Genomic DNA, 19,657 nt, shown 5'->3' with positions numbered 1-19,657 from the left:
TCAGGCCGGTTCGCGCAGGTGCCAGTCGGTGGCCTGCTGGAACTGGTGCGCCACGTTCAGCAGGCGCGCTTCGTCGAAATAATTGCCGATGATCTGCAGGCCGACCGGGCGCTTGCCGTTCTTCTCGCCCTGTCCGAAGCCGCAGGGGATGGACATGCCGGGCAGACCGGCCAGGCTGGTGGAGAGCGTGAAGATGTCGGCCAGGTAGTTGGCCACCGGGTCGTTGGTCTTGTCACCCAGGTCCCAGGCCACGGTGGGCGAAACCGGGCCCATGATGACGTCGCACTGGCGGTTGGCACCGGCCAGGGCGTTCTGGAAGTCCTGGGCGATCAGGCGGCGGATCTTCTGGGCCTGCAGGTAGTAGGCGTCGTAGTAGCCATGCGAGAGCACGTAGGAACCGACCAGGATGCGGCGCTTGACCTCTTCGCCAAAGCCTTCGGCGCGCGACTTGCGGTACATGTCATCCAGATTGCCGTAGTCGGCGGCGCGGTGGCCGTAGCGCACGCCGTCGAAACGCGACAGGTTCGACGAAGCCTCGGCCGGGGCGATCACGTAATACACCGGGATCGACAGCTCGGTCTTGGGCAGGGAAATCTCGACCAGCTTGGCGCCCAGCTTTTCGAACTCGGACAACGCCGCACGCACGGCGGCTTCCACGTCGGCGGCCAGGCCGGCGCCGAAGAATTCCTTGGGCACGCCGATGCGCAGGCCCTGCAGGCTGTCGTTCAACGAGCGGGTGAAGTCTTCCTTGGGACGTTGCAGGCTGGTGGAGTCGCGCTCATCGAAGCCGGTCATGGCGTTCAACAGCAGGCCGCAGTCTTCGGCCGTCTTGGCGATCGGGCCGCCCTGGTCCAGCGAGGAGGCGAAGGCGATCATGCCGTAGCGCGAGACGCTGCCATAGGTGGGCTTGATGCCGGTGACGCCGCACAGCGAGGCCGGCTGGCGGATCGAGCCGCCGGTGTCGGTGGCGGTGGCCGCCGGCGCCAGGCGCGCGGCCACGGCTGCGGCCGAACCGCCCGAGGAGCCGCCGGGCACGGCGCGCTTGTCCCAGGGATTCAAGGTGGGGCCGAAGTAGGAGTTCTCGTTGCCCGATCCCATGGCGAATTCGTCACAGTTGAGCTTGCCCAGGGTGACCGTGCCGGCGGCATTGAACTGCTCCACCACGGTCGCGTCGAAGGGGCTCACGTAATTGTCGAGCATGCGCGAACCTGCAGTTGTGCGCCACCCGCGTGTGACGAAAATGTCCTTATGGGCAATAGGCACACCGGTCAATTGACCGGCATTATTGCCTGAAAGACGGCTATCGGCGACTTTGGCCTGCGCCAGGGTCAACTCACGATCCACATGCAGGAAGGCATTGAGGTCGCTGGCGTCGATGCGATCCAGGAACAGGGTCGCCAGTTCGGTGGCGGAAATCTTGCGCGCTTGCAGTTGCGCGGACAGTTCTTTGAGGGTGAGCTTATGCATGGAATAGGTCAGGCTGCGGTCTTGCTGGTCGGCTGTGCCGGGGGAGCGGGCGAAGGCGTGAGCGGCTACGCCGGGCTTATTCGATCACCTTGGGAACCAGGTACAGGCCATCCTGGGTCGCCGGGGCGGGTTGCTGGTAGTCGTCGCGGCGATTGGTCTCGGTCACGACGTCCTCGCGCAGGCGCAGCGCCAGCGCCGGTTCGATGGCGGCGATCGGGTGCGACAACGGCTCCACGCCGGAGGTATCGATGGCCTTCATCTGTTCCACCAGGGCGAAGATGCCGTTGAGCTTCTCCAGCGTCTGGTCGGCCTGGGCCTCGGTGAGTTCCAGTCGGGACAGGTTGGCAATGCGTTTGACGTCGGAAAGGCTTAGTGACATGGTCGAAAGGGCGCGCAGGGCGCGCCGCGTGATGTTGAAGTTGGAAGGACCGTGGCCGGCAAGGCGGGAAGAAGTTTTCCGCAACGGCGGCCAGTCGGGCTGGTTCGTTTGCGCGACCGGCACCGTCAGGACATGGTGCGATTGCGCAAAAACGGCAAACCCGCGCCGGATGGCGGCCGGGAGGTCCCCGAATGCCAGATTTTTTGGCAAACCGGCTTGCTGGTTTCTCGGGAATTATAAGGTAGAATGTCGGATTAATGCCTTGCTGGCGCCGGTTTTTCGCGTCGCCCCGGCATGAACGGACACTCCCCCTTATCAAAAAGCTAGGCGCCCCAACCCGGGCGCATCAGGACAACTCATGTTTGGATTTCTCCGCAGTTACTTCTCGAACGATCTGGCGATCGACCTCGGCACCGCGAATACGCTGATCTACGCGCGCGGCCATGGCATCGTGCTGGACGAGCCGTCGGTGGTGGCAATCCGCCAGCAAGGCGGCCCCAACGGCAAGAAGACCATCCAGGCGGTCGGCAAGGAAGCAAAGCAGATGCTGGGCAAGGTGCCCGGCAACATCGAGGCGATCCGCCCGATGAAGGACGGCGTGATCGCCGATTTCACCGTCACCGAGCAGATGTTGAAGCAATTCATCCGCATGGTGCATGACTCCAAGCTGTTCCGCCCCTCCCCGCGCATCATCATCTGCGTGCCCTGCGGCTCGACCCAGGTGGAACGCCGCGCCATCCGCGAATCCGCCCTGGGCGCAGGCGCCTCCCAGGTCTACCTGATCGAGGAACCGATGGCCGCCGCCATCGGCTCGGGCCTGCCGGTCTCCGACGCCACCGGTTCGATGGTGGTCGACATCGGCGGCGGCACCACCGAAGTGGGCATCATCTCGCTGGGCGGCATGGTCTACAAGGGTTCGGTGCGCGTGGGCGGCGACAAGTTCGACGAAGCCATCGTCAACTACATCCGCCGCAACTACGGCATGCTGATCGGCGAACAGACCGCCGAAGCGATCAAGAAGGAAATCGGCTCGGCCTTCCCCGGCTCGGAAGTCAAGGAAATGGAAGTCAAGGGCCGCAACCTGTCCGAAGGCATCCCGCGTTCCTTCACCATCTCCAGCAATGAAATCCTGGAAGCCCTGACCGATCCGCTCAACAACATCGTCTCGGCCGTCAAGAACGCGCTGGAACAGACCCCGCCCGAACTGGGCGCCGACATCGCCGAAAAGGGCATGATGTTGACCGGTGGCGGCGCGCTGCTGCGTGACCTGGACCGCCTGCTGATGGAAGAGACCGGCCTGCCGGTGATCGTGGCCGAAGATCCGCTGACCTGCGTGGTGCGCGGCTCGGGCATGGCGCTGGACCGCATGGACAAGCTGGGCTCGATCTTCTCGGCCGAATAGGCCGACAGTCGCACACGGCCGGCCTTGCGCCGGCCTTTGTGCCTCTGGCGCAGCGTTTCGCGCTTTTTGCGCTGTTGTAACCGACTTATAACCGACGGCCATGTACCGCCGGGTTCACCGGGGAACCGATACGTTCGATATGACGCAGTTCACGCCGACTTGCCCACCGCTGCGGGAGCCTCTCCCGCCCTTGGCGCAGGCACGGCTGGAGCTGGGTCTGGCTGACGTGACGGCTCCCTTTTTTGTTATCGTAGTCGACGCAGGAAGTGAGTATCCCGCCTGCCGGCAGCCGCCTCGCGCGGCCCTGCGGGTGGCCTGACGCCATGGAAATCCCACCACTCTTCAAGCAGGGCGCTTCGGCCCGGGTCCGCGTGACCGTCTTTGCGCTGCTGTCGGTCGTGATGCTGGTGGTCGACGCCCGCATGCACGTACTGGGCACGATACGCCAGGCCCTGGCCACGGCGCTCTACCCGTTCCAGACGGTCGCCATGATGCCGCGCGACGCCGCCACCAGCATCACCGATTCACTGGTGGCGCTGAACACGCTGCAAAAGGAAAACCGCGAGCTGCGCCAGCAGCAGATCGTCAACGCCCAGCTGCTGCAGCAGGAACGCCTGCTGGCGGCCGAGAACGCCCAGTTGCGCAAGCTGCTGGAGATGCAGCAGAAGGTGCCGGTCAAGTCCATCGTCGGCGAGATCCTCTACGACGCGCGCGATCCCTTCACCCGCAAGATCATCCTCAACCGTGGCTCCCAGCAGGGCGTGGAGGCCGGCCAGCCGGTCATCGACGAGGTCGGCATCGTGGGCCAGGTGACGCGGGTCTTCCCGTTCACGTCAGAAGTGACGCTGCTGACCGACAAGGACCAGGCCATCCCCGTGCAGGTGTTGCGCAACGGCCTGCGCAGCGTGGCCTATGGCCGTGGCCAGACCGGCGCGCTGGACCTGCGCTTCATGCCGGCCAACGCCGACATCCAGAAGGGCGACCTGCTGGTGACCTCGGGCATCGACGGCCTCTACCCGCCTGGCCTGGCGGTGGCCAGCGTGGCGCTGGTGGAGACGCGCTCGGCCGACTCCTTCGCGCGCATCGTCTGCCGTCCCCTGGCGGGCATCGACCGCCATCGCCAGTTGCTGATCCTGCTGGTGGAGCAGAACCTGCCGCCGCGTCCGCAACCGGACGTGATCGACGAAAAGTCGGCCAAGCTCTTCAAGCGCCGCCTGCGTGACAGTACCCGCGACAACAGCGCCGACGACGCCAACGCCACTCCCAAGGACAAGCCGGCCGAAGAACGCAAGGGCGCTGCCGGCGCCGCTGCGGTAGCCGCGCCTGCTGCCGCTGCTGCCACTACCGCCCCCGCCAAGCCGGCCGCCAAGGAAACCACCCGATGAACAATCACTACATCCTGCTGCCGGCCAATCCGCTGTTCATCGCGTTCAGCCTGGTGGTGGCCTTCCTGCTGAACCTGATGCCCTGGGGCCAGATGGCCGGGGTGCCCGACTTCGTGGCGCTGGCGCTGGTGTTCTGGAACATCCACCAGCCGCGCAAGGTGGGCATCAGCGTGGCCTTCCTGATGGGCCTGCTGATGGACGTCAACGAAGCCACGCTGCTGGGCGAGAATGCCCTGGCCTATACCCTGCTGTCGTATTTCGCCATCATGATCCACCGCCGCGTGCTGTGGTTCCCGCTGCGCACCCAGGCCCTGCACGTGCTGCCGCTGATGCTGCTGGCGCAGGCGGTGCAGCTGGTGATCCAGCTACTGGTCACGGGCAAGTCGCCGGACTGGTTCTATTTCAGCGAGAGCGTGGTGTCGGCCCTGCTGTGGCCGGTGGTGAGCCTGTTGCTGCTGGCCCCGCAACGCCGCGCCATCGACCGCGACGAAAACCGTCCCATCTGAGGGGCCAGGTGCAAGCAGCATGACCGAATTCAAGAATACCGCGCACGAGCTGAGGCTGTTCCGGCTACGCCTGCTGGCGGTGAGCGTGCTGGTGCTGGTCTGCTTCAGCCTGCTGCTGGCGCGCTTTCTGTGGCTACAGGTGGTGCGCCACGACGCCTACGCCGCCCAGGCCGAGGAAAACCGCATCTCGGTGGTGCCCATCGTGCCCAACCGGGGCCTGATCCTGGACCGCAACGGCGTGGTGCTGGCGCGCAATTACTCGGCCTACACGCTGGAAATCACGCCCTCCAAGATCCGCACCAACATCGATGACCTCATCGATGAGCTGGGCACGCTGGTGGAAATCCAGCCGCGCGACCGCCGCCGCTTCCGCCGTCTGCAGGAAGAATCCAAGAACTTCGAAAGCGTCCCCATCCGCACCCGCCTGACCGATGAGGAAGTGGCCAAGTTCACGGCCCAACGCTATCGCTTCCCGGGCGTGGAAGTGCAGGCCCGCCTGTTCCGCCAGTATCCGTATGGCAAGACGGCGGCGCACGTGATTGGCTACATCGGCCGCATCAGCCAGCGCGATGCCGAACGCATTGCCGACTCCGACGACGAGGCCAACTACAACGGCACCGACTACATCGGCAAGGAAGGCCTGGAAAAGAGCTACGAAAACCAGCTGCACGGCACCACCGGCTACGAGGAAGTGGAAATCTCGGCCAGTGGCCGCGCCGTGCGCTCGCTTTCGCGCACCCCGGCTACGCCCGGGAAGAACCTGATCCTGTCCATCGACATCGAGCTGCAGAAGGTGGTCGAAGAAGCCTTCGGCGACCAGAAGGGCGCTCTGGTGGCGATCAACCCGGCTACGGGTGACATCCTGGCCTATGTCTCGCAGCCCTCCTACGATCCCAACCTGTTCGTCGAAGGCATCGACCAGCAGAGCTGGGACGAGTTGAACAAGTCGCCCGACCGGCCGCTGCTGAACCGGCCCCTGTCGGGCCTGTATTCGCCCGGTTCGACCTACAAGCCCTTCATGGCGCTGGCCGCGCTGGAACTGGGCAAGCGCCGTCCGCAGGACGCCATCCGCGATCCGGGCTACTTCATCCTGGGCAACCACCGTTTCCGCGATGACAAGGAAGGCGGCCACGGGGTGGTCGACATGTACCGCTCCATCGCCATCTCCTGCGACACCTATTACTACATGCTGGCCAATGACATGGGAGTCAACGCCATCCATGACTTCATGAAACCGTTCGGTTTCGGCCAGATCACCGGCATCGACCTGGAGCACGAGAAGCGCGGCATCCTGCCCTCCACCGAGTGGAAGCGCACCGCCTTCCGCAAACCCGAGCAGAAGCGCTGGATCGCCGGCGACACCGTCTCGCTGGGCATCGGCCAGGGCTACAACAGCTTTACTCCGCTGCAACTGGCGCAGGCCACGGCCATCCTGGCCAACAATGGCGTGGTGATGAAGCCGCACCTGGTCAAGATCGTCGAGGATGGCGTGACCCACGAGCGCACCGAGACCGTGCCCAAGGAAAGCTACCGCATCCCGATGAAGCAGGAAAACATCGACTTCATCAAGCGCGCCATGGTGGGCGTGGTCAAGGAAGGCACGGGCGCCGCCGCCTTCCGGGGCGCCCCCTATGAATCGGGCGGCAAGACTGGGACGGCGCAGGTGGTCAACATCGCCAAGAACCAGAAGTACGACTCCAGGAAACTCTCGCGCATCTATCACGACAACGGCCTCTACATCGGCTTTGCCCCGGCCGACGCTCCGCGCATTGCCATTGCGGCGGTGGTCGAGAACGGTGGCTGGGGCGCTGGCGTGGCCGCGCCTCTGGTGCGCAAGGCCATGGACTACTTCATGCTGGGCAAGCGTCCCAACGAGCCGATCAAGTCGATCGCACCTACCGAGGCCGTGACCGCCGATACACCGGTCGAAGGCCCCACGTCCGAGGACAACGGCGCCACGCCGACGGTCCAGCCGGATGTGCAGGAATGAGACTGGCGCGGATTTGAACACGGACGCAGCCGGAAGCCCCGGCCGCGCCCACCCTGACATCGCAACAAGCAGTACGCACGAGGAGCCGGCATGAGCCTGCAACGTCCGCCCCTGTGGCAAATCATCAAGCCGCACCTGACGGTGTTCGACGGCGCGCTGTCGCTGATCGTATTCCTGATCCTGTCGGTGGGCATCGTGACGCTCTATTCGGCCGGCATGAACTTCCCCGGCCGGGTGGAAGACCAGCTGCGCAACATCCTGGTGGCCTTCGTGGTCATGTGGATCGCTGCCAACGTCTCGCCCCAGCTGCTGCTGCGGCTGGCGGTGCCGGTCTATACAGTGGGCGTGACGCTGCTCATTGCGGTGGCGCTGTTCGGCATCATCAAGAAAGGGTCGCGGCGCTGGCTCAACATCGGCATGGTGGTGCAGCCCTCCGAGATCATGAAGATCGCCATGCCGCTGATGCTGGCGTGGTATTTCCAGAAGCGCGAAGGCATGCTGCGCTGGGATGCCTTCCTGGTGGCGGCGATCCTGCTGCTGATCCCGGGTTTCCTGATCATCCGCCAGCCGGACCTGGGCACGGGCCTGCTGGTGCTGGCGGCCGGCTTCTACGTGATCTTCTTCGCCGGACTGCCCTGGAAGATCCTGGTGGGCCTGGTCATCGCCGGGGCGGCCAGCCTGCCGGTGGTATGGTCATTCATGCATGATTACCAGCGCCAACGCGTCATGATGCTGATCGACCCGACCTCCGACCCGCTGGGCAAGGGCTTCCACATCATCCAGTCGACCATTGCCATCGGTTCGGGCGGGGTGACCGGCAAGGGCTGGCTGATGGGCACGCAGACCCACCTGGAATTCATCCCCGAGCGAACCACCGACTTCATCTTCTCGGTCTATTCCGAAGAGTTCGGGCTGATCGGCAACATCGTGCTGCTGGTGCTGTACCTGCTGTTGATCGGACGCGGCCTGATGATCACGGCCAATGCACCGACGCTCTTCACGCGCCTCTTGGGCGGGGCCATCACCATGATCTTCTTCACCTATGCCTTCGTGAACATGGGCATGGTCAGCGGCATCCTGCCGGTGGTGGGCGTGCCGCTGCCCTTCATGAGCTATGGCGGCACGGCCCTGGTGACGCTGGGGCTGGGCGCGGGCATCCTGATGAGCATCCAGCGCCATCGCAAGCTGGTGCAGAGCTGATCCACCCCGGCAGACAGCGCGCCGCGCAGCCGGTTGAACTTGCCCCACTGACGGGTTGTCAGCCTGGGGAGGTTGCACTCTGGTATCGTTGCGAACAATCCCGGCCCCACTCCGGTGGGCGATCCGGCACATCGACTGTTGAACAAGGACAGCCAATGGGAACACCATCACTCCAACATCCGGACCGCGCGGCGGTCCCTCCAACCGGAGCGGCGCTGCGTGCAGCGGCGCTGCTGCTGCCCTTGCTGCTGGCGGCCTGCGGCACCACGCCCCCGGCCAGCCGCCAGGGCGGCGTCCAGGCCCCGACGCCGGTGAAGGCCGGCGCCTCGCGTCCCTCCAACGTGCCGGCGCTGCCGGCGGCGGGCTCCGGACGCGGCGGCTACTACAAGGACGACGGCCCGGGCGACCATATCCCCGACGGCCTCTTGGACGTGGCCGATGCCGAGCCGCAGGTGGAGCCGGTCTCCAAGGCTGCCAGCCGTCCCTATGCGGTGTTCGGCAAGACCTACGTTCCCATCACGGACAACCAGCCCTTCGTCCAGCGCGGCATCGGCAGCTGGTATGGCAAGAAATTCCATGGCCAGAAAACCTCTTCCGGCGAACTCTACGACATGTACAAGATGACGGCGGCGCACCCCACGCTGCCCATCCCCTCCTATGCCCGGGTGACCAACCTGAAGACGGGCAAGCAGGTGATCGTGCGCATCAATGACCGTGGCCCCTTCCATTCCAGCCGCATCATCGACCTCTCCTATACCGCCGCCCTGAAACTGGGCTACCTGGGTAGCGGCAGCAGCGAACTCGAAGTCGAGCGCATCCTGCCCGAAGAAGCGCAGCGCATGGCCGAGGCCCGCCGCAATGGCACCGCCGTGGCGGCGGCCGATCCGATCAACAAGGCCGCCGACAATGGCGCTGGGGTCTCCACCGGTGCGGTCGAGATCAACTCCGTGAGCAGCCAGAACCTGCCGCCGCAACCCACCGTGGCAGCGGTGCAGCCGATCAACGCGTCCACCACCAGCGCGGCCAATGGCGCTGGTCTCAACGGCGGCGGCGGCATCATCAATGCCGTGGCGAGCGGCTCGGCGCCCTCCCCGGCCATGCCGCAGGCGGTGCCGCTGACAGCGGGCTACTATCTGCAGTTCGGCGCCTATTCCCAGGAAACCAACGCCCTGCAGGCGAAGGAGAAACTGCTGCCCAGCCTCTCGGGCATCGTCGACAGCATGCAGGCGGTGCAGGTCAACGGGCTCTATCGCCTCTACGCCGGCCCCTATCCCACCCGTCCGGCGGCGCAGAATGCCGCCATGCTGGTGCGCCAGCGCAGCGCGGGTACGCCCTTCATTGTCGAGCGCTGATCGTCGCCGCCCGATCCTCCGGGATCAGGCGTCGTCCTCACCCTCACCCTCCTCTTCGTCCTCATGCGCGCCCTGGCGGATCGCCAGGGCGCGCTCATAGAGTGCATTCTTCTTCACACCCGTGATCTGCGCGGCCAGCGCAGCCGCCTGCCGCACCGGCAGTTCGGCCAGCAGGATACGCAGCACGCGCTCGGCCTCGGCGCCATCGCCCTCGGTCACCGGCGCACCTTCTACCAGGATCACGAATTCACCGCGCTGGCGGTTGGCGTCCTGCGCCAGCCAGTCGGGCGCTTCGCCCAGCGGGCAGCGGTGGATGTCTTCAAACAGCTTGGTCAGCTCGCGCGCCAGCACCACCTGCCGCTGCGGACCGAACACCTGCAACAGCGACTGCACGGTCTCGACGATGCGGTGCGGCGCTTCATAGAACACCAGGGCTGCCGGCAACTCGACCAGTTCCTGCAAGGCTGTCTCGCGCTGGCGCGTCTTGGCCGGCAGGAAGCCGACAAAATGGAAGCGCTCATCGGTCAGGCCCGACGCCGACAAGGCCGTGATCGCCGCCGAGGCGCCCGGCAGGGGGATCACCTGCAAACCCGCCGCGCGCACCGCATCGACCACCCGCGCGCCCGGATCGGACACCGCCGGGGTGCCCGCATCGGACACCAGCGCCACCCGCTGCCCGGCGCGCAGGCGCTCGATGATCTTGGCGGCGGCTTCGCGTTCGTTGTGTTCGTGGGTGGCCAGCAGCGGGCGCGAGAGACCGTAGCGCTGCAACAACTGACTGGTGTTGCGCGTGTCCTCGCAGGCCACGGCGTCGGCAATGCTCAGCAGGTGCAGGCCGCGCAGGCTGATGTCGCAGACATTCCCGATGGGCGTAGCCAGCACATATAATGCCGACACCGGATAGTTTTGCTGGGCGGCATCTTGCAGGATGGTGGCGGCAACGCTGGAATTCTGATTCATTGGAGGAGGCGGGATGTTCACTGGATTGATGAAAATGAGCGCGCGAGCGGCCCTGGTGGCTGGCTTGCTGGCGTCCTGGGCGGCGCTCGCACCGAACGCCGCCACAGCAGCCGACAGTGTACGCCTGCTGGCGCAGACTGCCACCCCTGCGCTGCCCGCTGCGAACGTGGGCGCAGGCAATGCCGGCGCACCGATCCTGCCGCCGGGCAGCTCGTCCGAAGCCCAGTCAGAGGCCGCGGGCCTGCCTGCCGCGCCGGTTGCCACAGCACCGGCTACCGCAGCGCCGGTGCGCATGGCGGTGCTGCTGCCCAACCGCGGCGGCGCTTTCGGGGCCGCCGCCGATGCGGTACGCACCGGCCTGCTGACGGCCTATTCGCGCCAGAAGGACAACATCCAGCTCTCCATCATCGAAACGGGCGACTCGGCGGCCGACATGCAGCGCGCCTATGACGAGGCCTCGGCGCGCTTTGACATCCTCATCGGCCCGCTCTCGCGCAGCGCTGTTACCGCGGTGGCGCAGAGCGGACGCGTGAGCAAGCCCACCATCGCCCTGGCCCAGCCGGACATGGCCGGCGAAGGCGAGATGCAGTTGCCGGCGCAGATGCTGGCGGTGGGACTGTCCATCGATGAAGAAGCCCGCCAAGTCGCCAACTGGGTCGAGAAGGAAAAAGCGCCCGGCAAGATCTTCGCCATTTCCACCGGCGTGACCTGGCAAAAGCGGGCTGCCCGCTCCTTCCAGCTGCGCGCGCGCCAGTTGGGCATGCAGGTGGAGACGCTGGAACTGAGCACGCCCTCCAACGCCCTCTCCGCCCCCGGCCTGGCGCAACTGGCCAAGCGCGTGGAACAGGAAAAGCCGGCGCTGCTGTTCCTGGCGCTGGATGCGTCCCAGGCCGTGCAGTTGCGCAGCGCTGTGGGCGCCGAGCTGCCGCTGTATGGCACTTCGCAGATCAATCCCTTTACGCTCAAGCGTGACAATCCCAACGACAAGCTGCCGGAACTGGATGGCGTGCGCCTCATCGACATCCCCTGGCAATTGCAGGCCGACAACGTGGCCGTGGCCCGCTATCCCCGCCCGGCCCTCAACGACAACGAGCGTCCCAACCCCGATCTGGCGCGCCTGTATGCGCTGGGCATCGATGCCTACCGTATCGCCTACGGCATCGCGCAACAGCGCTCGGGCTTTGACGTGGACGGTGTAACCGGACGCCTGAACGTGAACATGGTCAGCGGCGGCGCCACCTATTTCCAGCGCCAGGAAACCCAGGCCATCTACCAGGATGGCTGGCCGGTGCCCACGGCCGACCAGTATTGAGGCCGCGACGGCGTCATGGCGCTCAATGCTTCAGGGCCGCGCACCTCGCGCCAGCGTGCCGGCGAGGTGGCCGAGCAACAGGCGCTGACGCATCTGCGCCAGCAGGGCCTGCAACTGCTGGAGCGCAATTACCGCTGCCAGGGCGGTGAAATCGATCTCATCATGCGCGAGGGTGACACCGTGGTCTTCGTCGAAGTGCGCGCCCGCGCCAGCACTTCCTATGGAGGCGCGGCCGCCAGCGTCACGCCGGCCAAGCAGCGCCGCCTGATCCTGGCGGCGCAGCGCTGGTTGCAGATGCAGGCATCCACCCCGCCCTGCCGCTTCGATGTCATTGCCCTGGACGGGCCGCAATTGCAGTGGCTGCGCAACGCCATTGAAGCCTGAATAGGCCATTGCCGGCGCAATCGCACACTGCTGGCGTATCATGTGCGACCGGTCCACGGACATTTACTTACCCAGGACAGGGGCTAAGCCCCCCACCGTCTCAACTATAATCGCAGGCATCATGACAAATCCTCGCATCCTCGCTCATTTCCAGGAAAGCGCCGACCTGAAGATGAAGGCCGCCAGCGTACTGGCGCAATCGATCGAACAAGCCATTGAACTTATGTTCACCGCGCTGTCGAATGGCAACAAGATCCTTGCCTGCGGCAACGGCGGTTCGGCTGCTGACAGCCAGCACTTCGCCGCCGAACTGGTGGGTCGTTTCGAACGTGAGCGCCTGCCCCTGCCGGCCCTGGCGCTGACCACCGATACCTCCATCCTCACCGCAGTCGGCAACGACTACAGCTACCAGGAAATCTTCTCGAAGCAGGTCCAGGCCTTCGGCCAGTCCGGCGACATCCTGCTGGCCTTCTCCACCTCGGGCAACTCGGGCAACATCCTGGCAGCCATCGAAGTGGCCCACGAGCGGGACATGCGCGTGGTGGCGCTGACCGGCAAGGGCGGTGGCAAGATTGGCAAGGTCTTGAACGACGCCGATGTGCATATCTGCGTGCCGCATGACCGTACCGCGCGCATCCAGGAAGTGCATCTGGTCACCCTGCACTGCATCTGCGACGGCATCGACGTCGCACTTTTTGGAGATGACGCACATGAATGAAGCACCTTCGCTGTTGACGACCCTGCGCCGCCCGCTGGCCGCAGTGGCCCTGGGCGGCATGCTGGCGCTGAGCCTGCAAGGCTGTTTCGCGGTATTCGCCGGCGGCGCGCTGGCCACCACCTTTGCCGCGACCGACCGTCGCACGCTGGGTGCGCAGACCGAAGACAAATCCATCGTGGTCAAGGGCGAATCGCGCCTGCCGGAAGTCCTCCCCGCCGGCTCGCACGTGAACGTGACCGCCTTCAACCGCAAGGTACTGCTCTCTGGTGAAGTGCCCAATGAAGCCGCCAAGGCGACCGCCGAGCGCGAGACCCGCGCCATCCAGAACGTCGAGACGGTCTACAACGAACTGGCGGTGATGCCCGCCTCCAGCTTCGGTTCGCGCTCCAACGATGCGCTCATCACCAGCAAGGTCCTGGCCAGCCTGGTGGACGACAAGACGCTCTACTCCAGCGCCTTCAAGGTCACCACCGAGCGCGGCATCGTCTACATGATGGGTCGCGTGACCCAGCGCGAAGGCCAGCGCGCCGCCCAGATCGCCAGCGGCGTGTCCGACGTGACCAAGGTCGTGACCTTGTTCGAATACATCAGCGAAGACGAACTGAAGGATTATCAGCGCAAGCCCGCCAGCGAGAACAAGGCCACCAGCTGATCGTCTCCTGGCAGCAGCACCCTGATGCAAGTCAAACCGCCGGCCTGTCCGGCGGTTTTCAATTGGGCCCGGGCCACGCAGGAAGCGGCCACCACGTCTATAATGTGCCGATCCGAGGGGCTAGCGCCCGTCGCTTTTCCGGAGTTTTCCCATGCAAGCACAGCCGAACGCTTCCAAGAGCGGTCTCATGATCAAGCTGGCCGCCCTCGCGGTGGTGGCCGCCATCGCCGCCTTCACCTACTTCAAGGTCAATGCCGGCAACGCCGCGCCTGACGTCACCTTCACCAAGCTCGATGGCCAGCAGGTCAACCTGAAGGACTTGCGCGGCAAGGTGGTCATGGTCAACTTCTGGGCCACCAGCTGCACCACCTGCGTCGGCGAAATGCCGCAGATGATAGACACGTACAACAAGTTCAAGGACCGCGGCCTGGACTTCGTCGCAGTGGCCATGAGCTATGACCCGCCCAACTACGTGCTGAACTACACCGAAACCCGCAAGCTGCCCTTCAAGGTCGCCCTCGACCCGCAGGACACACTGGCCAAGGCCTTCGGCGACGTCAAGCTGACCCCGACCACCTTCGTCATCGACAAGCAAGGCAACATCATCAAGCGCTATGTCGGCGAACCGCAATTCGCCGAATTGCACCAGTTGCTGGAAAAGGCGCTGAGCGCGGCCTGATTCCTCTGCCTCCTGCCCCCATCCGAAAGCCGGCTGCATGCCGGCTTTTTTTCTGTCCGGACGACATCAAAGATATCGTTTCAGCAACTACAAGGAACATCTTTCCCTCGCTGGCGGTCCAAAATGCCACACACAGCAATTCCCCCGCCGTCAACCGAAGCGATGGCGCCTGCCACTTCCCCTACAAGAAAACAGGAGGCTGCAATGAGATTCCGAACCATCTTGCTGATCGTATTGCTGGCGCTGGTCGCCATTTTCGCCGCCGTCAACTGGACCGCGTTCACCACGCCATCCACGCTGTCGTTGATCTACACCGACTTCCAGGCTCCGGTGGGGCTGGTGATGCTGGGTGTGGTGGTGGTGCTGACAGCGTTCTTCCTGCTCTATATCCTGGCGCTGCAGACCTCGGTGATGTTGGAAAGCCGCCGCCTGACCAAGCAGCTGGAAGCCCAGCGCACCCTGGCCGACCAGGCCGAGCATTCGCGTTTCAACGACTTGCGCGGCTATCTCAAGACCGAGCTGGCGCAACTGCAGCAGCGCCAGAGCGAGCAGCAAACCCTGCTGGCGCAGCGCCTGGACGCCCTGCAGCGCGATATCCAACTGCGGGTAGAGCAGACCGAGAATGCCGTGGCCGCCCAGGTGGGAGAACTGGATGACCGCCTGCAACGCCACAATGTGGCTGGCGCGATCAGGCCGCTGTAAGGCGATACCGCATCGATCCAACCAAGCGCCACAAAGCGTCACACACCGTAAAAACAAAGGCTGCATCGCGAAGATGCAGCCTTTTGTCTTTCATTGACCTGCTTTGCCGTATTTTAGACGCCGTAACGAGTACGATAGCCTGCCACCGCATCCTTGTACTGCGCCAGGCGGGCATCGCCGCCGTTGGAGATGTACTCGAAGAGGTCATTGAGGTTGCCGATGGAAATGACCGGCATATCGTATTCGCGCGCCACTTCCTGCACAGCGGACAGTTCGGACAGCGCGCCATCCTTACCCGAGCGCTCCATGCGGTCCAGGGCGATGAGCACCGCGCAGGGGGTGGCGCCGGCGGCGCGGATCATGTCCACCGACTCGCGCACCGAGGTGCCAGCCGAGATCACGTCATCGATGATGACGACCTTGCCCTGCAGCTTGGCGCCGACGATGGTGCCGCCTTCGCCGTGGTCCTTGGCTTCCTTGCGGTTGAAGGCGAAGGGCACGTTGCGGCCCATACCGGCCAGTGCCACGGCGGTGGCCGAGGCCAGGGTGATGCCCTTGTAGGCGGGGCCGAACAGCATGTCATATTCCACGCCCGAATCCTGCAGGGTCTGGGCGTAGAAGCGGGCCACCTGGGCCAGCGTTGCGCCTTCGCTGAAGAGGCCGGCGTTGAAGAAGTAAGGCGAGGTACGGCCCGCCTTGGTGACGAATTCGCCAAAGCTCAGCACGCCGGCCGATACCGCGAATTCGATGAATTCCTGTCTCAAGTTGCTCACAATGCATTTCCCGGGAAGAGTCAAAACGGAAGGCGCGGACCGCAGCTGCTTGCCCGCAAGCAAGGCAGCACGATGGCAAAGCCTTCATCAGGCCGCCATTTTAAATGATTCACCCTATCGGTTATGCTACCGGCCTGATTGAACACACTTCTGCAGCAAGCAAACAGGACATCCATGCCAAAAATCGTCTCCGCCAACCTCAACGGAATCCGCTCGGCCGCCAAGAAGGGCTTCTTCGAGTGGCTGCAAAAGGAAGCGCCGGACTTCGTCTGCGTCCAGGAACTCAAGGCCCAGGCCGCCGACATGACCGAAGACTTCCTGGCCCCGGCCGGCTATGTCGGCCATTTCCACTATGCCCAGAAGAAGGGTTACTCGGGCGTGGGCGTCTACAGCCGCCGCCAGCCGGACTCGGTGCGCATTGGCTTTGGCAATACCGAATTCGATGACGAAGGCCGCTATGTCGAATGCGACTACGGCGACCTGACCGTGATCTCGCTCTATGCGCCCTCGGGCTCCTCCAGCGAGGAACGCCAGGAAGCCAAGTTCCGCTTCATGGAAGCCTTCCTGCCGCATCTGATGGAGCTGGAAAAGAGTGGCCGCGAAGTGGTCATCTGCGGCGACTGGAATATCGCCCACAAGGAAATCGACCTGAAGAACTGGAAGAGCAACCAGAAGAATTCGGGCTTCTTGCCCGAGGAACGCGCCTGGATGACGCGCATCTTCGACCAGTTGGGCCTGGTGGACGTGTATCGCCGCCTGCATCCGGAAACCACCGGCGAGGCCTACACCTGGTGGAGCAACCGCGGCCAGGCCTGGGCCAACAACGTGGGGTGGCGCATCGATTACCACGTCTCCACGCCGGGCATCGCGGCCAAGGCGGTGAGTGCGGCGATCTACAAGGAACAGCGTTTTTCGGATCATGCGCCGCTGACGGTGGTGTACAGCGACTAAGCAGCCGCCGAACCAGATCGGCCTCGCCAACAAAAAGCCCTCGCACCGTGAAGTGCGAGGGCTTTGTCGTTTCTGGCCGCCAGAGAATCAGGCGTCCGGAGCCGCAGCCTTCTTCGGCGTCGCCTTGCGCAGGGCCGGCTTCTTGGCCGCTGCCGCCTTGGTCTTGGTGGCCGTGGTCTTGGCCGCCGTCTTGGTGGCCGTCTTCTTGGCAGCCGGCTTGGCTACTGCCTCGTCCGCACCGTCATCAGCCTCGGCCGCAGCCGCCTTGCCCTTGGCCGGCGCCTTGGCCTTGCGTTCCTCGAACTCGAAGCTGATCTTGCCATCCTTGCCACGCACCAGGAAGGCCTTGAAAGGCCGGCGCGTACGTTGCGAGATGAAGCCCGGCAGCAGGTCGGTCTTGCCATCGTTCAAAAGCTTGGCCATCTGCTCCGGCAGGATCTCCTGCTGCAGGATGATGCGGCTGCTGCGGAAGTCGCAGGCCTTGGGCTTGGCCACGGTCTTCTCGCAGACATAGGCCAGGCCCATCTCGTAGACGCCGCTGCCGCACTTGGGGCAGGCGCCCAGCGGGGTCTGCTCGCTGAAGTCCACCGGCTCGCCGCCTTCGCCGTCCGCCTGGTCCTGGCCGAAGTCGAATTCCAGCTTGAAGTTCTTGATCTCTTCGTCGCGCGAAATCTTCAGGATGGCCGCAAACGGACGGCCCATCTTGGAGCGGAAGCCCTGCAACGGGCCGATGGTGCGGTTCTGCAGCAGTTCTTCCACTTCGGCAATCTCGAACTGACGACCACCGGGCACCTTGCTCATCGAGAATTCGCACTTGGTGCAGGCGAAGCGACGGTAATTTTCCTTCACCACGCCGCCGCAGTTGGGGCAAGGCGTCTTCAGCGTCGCGTAGTCGCCGGGGATGGTGTCGTTGTCGTATTCCTTGGCGCGCTTGACGATGATCTGGGTCATCTGCGCGATCTCGCGCATGAACTCGTCACGGCTGATCTTGCCGCGCTCCATCTGGGCCAGCTTGTGCTCCCACTCGCCGGTCAGTTCGGGTTCGGTCAGTTCATCCACACCCAGGCCATGCAGCAGCGTCATCAGCTGGAAGGCCTTGGCGGTGGGCATCATCTCGCGGCCTTCGCGGATCAGGTACTTTTCGTTCAGCAGACCTTCGATGATGGCCGCGCGCGTGGCTGGCGTGCCCAGGCCCTTGCCGGCCATGGCTTCGCGCAGCTCATCGGAGTCCACCAGCTTGCCCGCGCCTTCCATGGCCGACAGCAGCGTGGCTTCGGTGTAGCGGGCGGGCGGCTTGGTGACCAGGCCGTTGGCAGTGACCTTGTCGGTCTTGACCTTCTCGCCAGGGGCCACGGCCACCAGGTTGCCGCCGCCTTCCTTGTCCTTGTCGTCTTCCTCGACCTGCTTGCCGTAGATGGCCAGCCAGCCAGGGTTGATCATCACTTTGCCTTCGCTCTTGAACTGGTGGCCCGACACTTCCGTGAAGCGGGTGGTCACCTGGAACTCGGCCGGCGGGAAGAACACCGCCATGAAGCGGCGCGTCACTAGGTCGTAGAGCTTCTGTTCCGGCTCCGACAGGTTCTTGGGCACCTGGGTGGTCGGGATGATGGCGAAGTGGTCGCTGATCTTGGTGTTGTCGAAGATGCGCTTGTTGGGCTTGACCCAGCCTTGCTTCAGGATCTGCTTGGAGAACTGGTGGTAGTTGTTGTTCTCCGCCAGCGCCTCCATGGTGTCCTTGACCGTGTTGATGTAGTCCTCGGGCAGGTGGCGCGAGTCGGTACGCGGATAGGTCAGCACCTTGTGCTTTTCATACAGCGCCTGGGCCAGGCCCAGGGTGTTCTTGGCCGAGAAGCCGAAGCGCGAGTTGGCCTCGCGCTGCAGGCTGGTCAGGTCGAACAGGCCCGGCGACATCTGCGTGGTCGGCTTGGATTCCTCGGTGACATTGCCCGGCTTGTCGCGGCAGGCGGCCACGATGGAGTCGGCAGCCGCCTTGCTCCACAGGCGCTCGGGGCGCTTCTCGGGATCGGCCTCGTCCTTCTTGTGGCCCTTGTCCAGCCAGCGGCCCTTGTAGATGCCGGCAGCGCAGACGAACTCGGCGTGCACTTCCCAATAGTCGCGCGAGACGAACTTCTTGATCTTCTCTTCACGCTCGACCACGATGGACAGGGTCGGCGTCTGCACGCGGCCCACGGTGGTGAGATAGAAGCCGCCTTCCTTGGAATTGAAGGCGGTCATGGCGCGGGTGCCGTTGATGCCAATGAGCCAGTCGGCCTCGCTGCGGCAGCGCGCGGCATTGGCCAGCGGCAGCATTTCCTCGTCATCACGCAGATGGGCGAAGCCCTCGCGAATGGCGCCGGGCGTCATCGATTGCAGCCACAGGCGCTTCACCGGCTGCTTGGCCTTGGTGTATTGCGCGATGAGGCGGAAGATCAGCTCACCTTCGCGGCCCGCGTCACATGCGTTGATGAGGGTGGTCACATCCTTGCGCTTGATCAGCTTGGAGAGCACCTTCAGGCGCGACTCGGTCTTGGCGATCGGGTTCAGCGCAAAGTGCGGGGGGATCATGGGCAGGTGGGTGAAGCTCCACTTGCCACGCTTGACGTCGTATTCCTCGGGGACTGCGATTTCCAGCAGGTGGCCGACGGCCGATGACAGGATGTACTGATCGGATTCGAAATACTCATCGTGCTTGGTGAAGCCGCCGAGCGTCTTGGCGATGTCGTTCGCGACAGAGGGCTTCTCGGCAATGATGAGGGTCTTGCTCATAAGTATGGGTCTCGATGTAGAGAGGTCGGTTGCTGGCATGTTGCGGGGCCGGTCTGGCCCAGTTGGGGCCGGGATGTCC

The 19,657-nt window shown here is 64.4% G+C and carries 18 protein-coding genes; 13 read left to right on the top strand and 5 right to left on the bottom strand.

Annotated features, from left to right (window positions below; all coding sequences use genetic code 11):
* Together gatA and gatC are read right to left on the bottom strand one after the other, a co-directional pair.
* On the bottom strand, nt 1–1,467 hold the full coding sequence (gatA, locus tag BGK68_RS06240) for an Asp-tRNA(Asn)/Glu-tRNA(Gln) amidotransferase subunit GatA (RefSeq protein WP_075256358.1): 1,467 nt from the start codon (nt 1,465–1,467) through the stop codon (nt 1–3).
* A gap of 76 nt (nt 1,468–1,543) precedes the next feature.
* Nucleotides 1,544–1,846 (bottom strand): Asp-tRNA(Asn)/Glu-tRNA(Gln) amidotransferase subunit GatC, encoded by a 303-nt coding sequence (gene gatC, locus BGK68_RS06235; RefSeq protein WP_075259697.1) that lies wholly within the window; start codon nt 1,844–1,846, stop codon nt 1,544–1,546.
* A 358-nt stretch (nt 1,847–2,204) separates the two neighbouring features.
* On the opposite strand from gatC, the gene BGK68_RS06230 reads away from it, so the two are divergent.
* The 6 genes from BGK68_RS06230 to BGK68_RS06205 all read left to right on the top strand — a co-directional run bounded on the left by BGK68_RS06230 (nt 2,205) and on the right by BGK68_RS06205 (nt 9,681).
* Nucleotides 2,205–3,248 carry a rod shape-determining protein gene (locus BGK68_RS06230; RefSeq protein ID WP_006465688.1) on the top strand — a complete coding sequence of 348 codons (1,044 nt, stop codon included), beginning with the start codon at nt 2,205–2,207 and terminating at the stop codon, nt 3,246–3,248.
* 323 nt (nt 3,249–3,571) lie between these two features.
* Nucleotides 3,572–4,633 carry a rod shape-determining protein MreC gene (gene mreC, locus BGK68_RS06225; RefSeq protein ID WP_198937166.1) on the top strand — a complete coding sequence of 354 codons (1,062 nt, stop codon included), beginning with the start codon at nt 3,572–3,574 and terminating at the stop codon, nt 4,631–4,633.
* Nucleotides 4,630–5,139, top strand: coding sequence for a rod shape-determining protein MreD (gene mreD, locus BGK68_RS06220; protein WP_075256356.1), 510 nt, complete (start codon nt 4,630–4,632; stop codon nt 5,137–5,139). Before mreC ends, mreD begins: the two co-directional genes overlap by 4 nt.
* Before the next feature lie 19 nt (nt 5,140–5,158).
* On the top strand, nt 5,159–7,129 hold the full coding sequence (gene mrdA, locus BGK68_RS06215; protein WP_075256355.1) for a penicillin-binding protein 2: 1,971 nt from the start codon (nt 5,159–5,161) through the stop codon (nt 7,127–7,129).
* A gap of 90 nt (nt 7,130–7,219) precedes the next feature.
* Nucleotides 7,220–8,329: a rod shape-determining protein RodA gene (rodA, locus tag BGK68_RS06210; protein WP_075256354.1), complete on the top strand. Its 1,110-nt coding sequence runs from the start codon at nt 7,220–7,222 to the stop codon at nt 8,327–8,329.
* A 155-nt stretch (nt 8,330–8,484) separates the two neighbouring features.
* Entirely contained in the window at nt 8,485–9,681 is a 1,197-nt protein-coding gene (locus tag BGK68_RS06205; RefSeq protein ID WP_075256353.1) for a septal ring lytic transglycosylase RlpA family protein, read from the top strand.
* A 24-nt stretch (nt 9,682–9,705) separates the two neighbouring features.
* Here BGK68_RS06205 and rsmI read toward each other — a convergent pair whose 3' ends face one another.
* Nucleotides 9,706–10,641: a 16S rRNA (cytidine(1402)-2'-O)-methyltransferase gene (gene rsmI / locus BGK68_RS06200; RefSeq protein WP_075256352.1), complete on the bottom strand. Its 936-nt coding sequence runs from the start codon at nt 10,639–10,641 to the stop codon at nt 9,706–9,708.
* 13 nt (nt 10,642–10,654) lie between these two features.
* Between rsmI and BGK68_RS06195 the strand changes: the two genes are divergently transcribed.
* From BGK68_RS06195 to BGK68_RS06170, 6 genes are all read left to right on the top strand, one after another.
* Nucleotides 10,655–11,953: a penicillin-binding protein activator gene (locus BGK68_RS06195; protein WP_075256351.1), complete on the top strand. Its 1,299-nt coding sequence runs from the start codon at nt 10,655–10,657 to the stop codon at nt 11,951–11,953.
* Between the two features lie 15 nt (nt 11,954–11,968).
* Nucleotides 11,969–12,337, top strand: a complete 369-nt coding sequence (locus BGK68_RS06190) for a YraN family protein (protein WP_075256350.1) — start codon at nt 11,969–11,971, stop codon at nt 12,335–12,337.
* Nucleotides 12,338–12,458: 121 nt separating this feature from the next.
* On the top strand, nt 12,459–13,055 hold the full coding sequence (locus tag BGK68_RS06185) for a phosphoheptose isomerase (protein WP_075256349.1): 597 nt from the start codon (nt 12,459–12,461) through the stop codon (nt 13,053–13,055).
* A complete protein-coding gene (locus BGK68_RS06180) occupies nt 13,048–13,707 on the top strand; it encodes a BON domain-containing protein (RefSeq protein WP_075256348.1) in 660 nt (219 codons plus the stop codon). Before BGK68_RS06185 ends, BGK68_RS06180 begins: the two co-directional genes overlap by 8 nt.
* Before the next feature lie 151 nt (nt 13,708–13,858).
* Nucleotides 13,859–14,386 (top strand): peroxiredoxin family protein, encoded by a 528-nt coding sequence (locus BGK68_RS06175; protein WP_013236590.1) that lies wholly within the window; start codon nt 13,859–13,861, stop codon nt 14,384–14,386.
* A 204-nt stretch (nt 14,387–14,590) separates the two neighbouring features.
* Nucleotides 14,591–15,088, top strand: a complete 498-nt coding sequence (locus BGK68_RS06170; RefSeq protein ID WP_075256347.1) for a Signal transduction histidine kinase — start codon at nt 14,591–14,593, stop codon at nt 15,086–15,088.
* A 113-nt stretch (nt 15,089–15,201) separates the two neighbouring features.
* Here BGK68_RS06170 and pyrE read toward each other — a convergent pair whose 3' ends face one another.
* Nucleotides 15,202–15,861, bottom strand: coding sequence for an orotate phosphoribosyltransferase (pyrE, locus tag BGK68_RS06165; protein ID WP_075256346.1), 660 nt, complete (start codon nt 15,859–15,861; stop codon nt 15,202–15,204).
* Between the two features lie 174 nt (nt 15,862–16,035).
* On the opposite strand from pyrE, the gene BGK68_RS06160 reads away from it, so the two are divergent.
* Nucleotides 16,036–16,812, top strand: coding sequence for an exodeoxyribonuclease III (locus tag BGK68_RS06160; RefSeq protein WP_039790188.1), 777 nt, complete (start codon nt 16,036–16,038; stop codon nt 16,810–16,812).
* Between the two features lie 87 nt (nt 16,813–16,899).
* Here the strand turns inward: BGK68_RS06160 and BGK68_RS06155 are convergent, their stop codons facing one another.
* A complete protein-coding gene (locus BGK68_RS06155; protein ID WP_075256345.1) occupies nt 16,900–19,578 on the bottom strand; it encodes a DNA topoisomerase III in 2,679 nt (892 codons plus the stop codon).
* Nucleotides 19,579–19,657 lie beyond the last annotated feature (79 nt).

Origin of the sequence: Herbaspirillum camelliae, assembly GCF_001929405.1 — a bacterium.
GTDB lineage: Bacteria > Pseudomonadota > Gammaproteobacteria > Burkholderiales > Burkholderiaceae_D > Herbaspirillum > Herbaspirillum seropedicae.
The sequence above is the reverse complement of the archived record's forward strand: the minus strand, read 5'-3'. Positions and strand labels throughout refer to the sequence as shown.

Coding starts and splice junctions, on each gene's coding strand:
- gatA (WP_075256358.1), bottom strand. CDS start 1,467: ATGCATAAGCTCACCCTCAAAGAACTGTCCGCGCAACTGCAAGCGCGC.
- BGK68_RS06185 (WP_075256349.1), top strand. CDS start 12,459: ATGACAAATCCTCGCATCCTCGCTCATTTCCAGGAAAGCGCCGACCTG.
- mreD (WP_075256356.1), top strand. CDS start 4,630: ATGAACAATCACTACATCCTGCTGCCGGCCAATCCGCTGTTCATCGCG.
- BGK68_RS06170 (WP_075256347.1), top strand. CDS start 14,591: ATGAGATTCCGAACCATCTTGCTGATCGTATTGCTGGCGCTGGTCGCC.
- BGK68_RS06205 (WP_075256353.1), top strand. CDS start 8,485: ATGGGAACACCATCACTCCAACATCCGGACCGCGCGGCGGTCCCTCCA.
- rsmI (WP_075256352.1), bottom strand. CDS start 10,641: ATGAATCAGAATTCCAGCGTTGCCGCCACCATCCTGCAAGATGCCGCC.
- BGK68_RS06155 (WP_075256345.1), bottom strand. CDS start 19,578: ATGAGCAAGACCCTCATCATTGCCGAGAAGCCCTCTGTCGCGAACGAC.
- mrdA (WP_075256355.1), top strand. CDS start 5,159: ATGACCGAATTCAAGAATACCGCGCACGAGCTGAGGCTGTTCCGGCTA.
- BGK68_RS06180 (WP_075256348.1), top strand. CDS start 13,048: ATGAATGAAGCACCTTCGCTGTTGACGACCCTGCGCCGCCCGCTGGCC.
- BGK68_RS06195 (WP_075256351.1), top strand. CDS start 10,655: ATGTTCACTGGATTGATGAAAATGAGCGCGCGAGCGGCCCTGGTGGCT.
- BGK68_RS06230 (WP_006465688.1), top strand. CDS start 2,205: ATGTTTGGATTTCTCCGCAGTTACTTCTCGAACGATCTGGCGATCGAC.
- BGK68_RS06190 (WP_075256350.1), top strand. CDS start 11,969: ATGGCGCTCAATGCTTCAGGGCCGCGCACCTCGCGCCAGCGTGCCGGC.
- rodA (WP_075256354.1), top strand. CDS start 7,220: ATGAGCCTGCAACGTCCGCCCCTGTGGCAAATCATCAAGCCGCACCTG.
- mreC (WP_198937166.1), top strand. CDS start 3,572: ATGGAAATCCCACCACTCTTCAAGCAGGGCGCTTCGGCCCGGGTCCGC.
- BGK68_RS06175 (WP_013236590.1), top strand. CDS start 13,859: ATGCAAGCACAGCCGAACGCTTCCAAGAGCGGTCTCATGATCAAGCTG.
- gatC (WP_075259697.1), bottom strand. CDS start 1,846: ATGTCACTAAGCCTTTCCGACGTCAAACGCATTGCCAACCTGTCCCGA.
- BGK68_RS06160 (WP_039790188.1), top strand. CDS start 16,036: ATGCCAAAAATCGTCTCCGCCAACCTCAACGGAATCCGCTCGGCCGCC.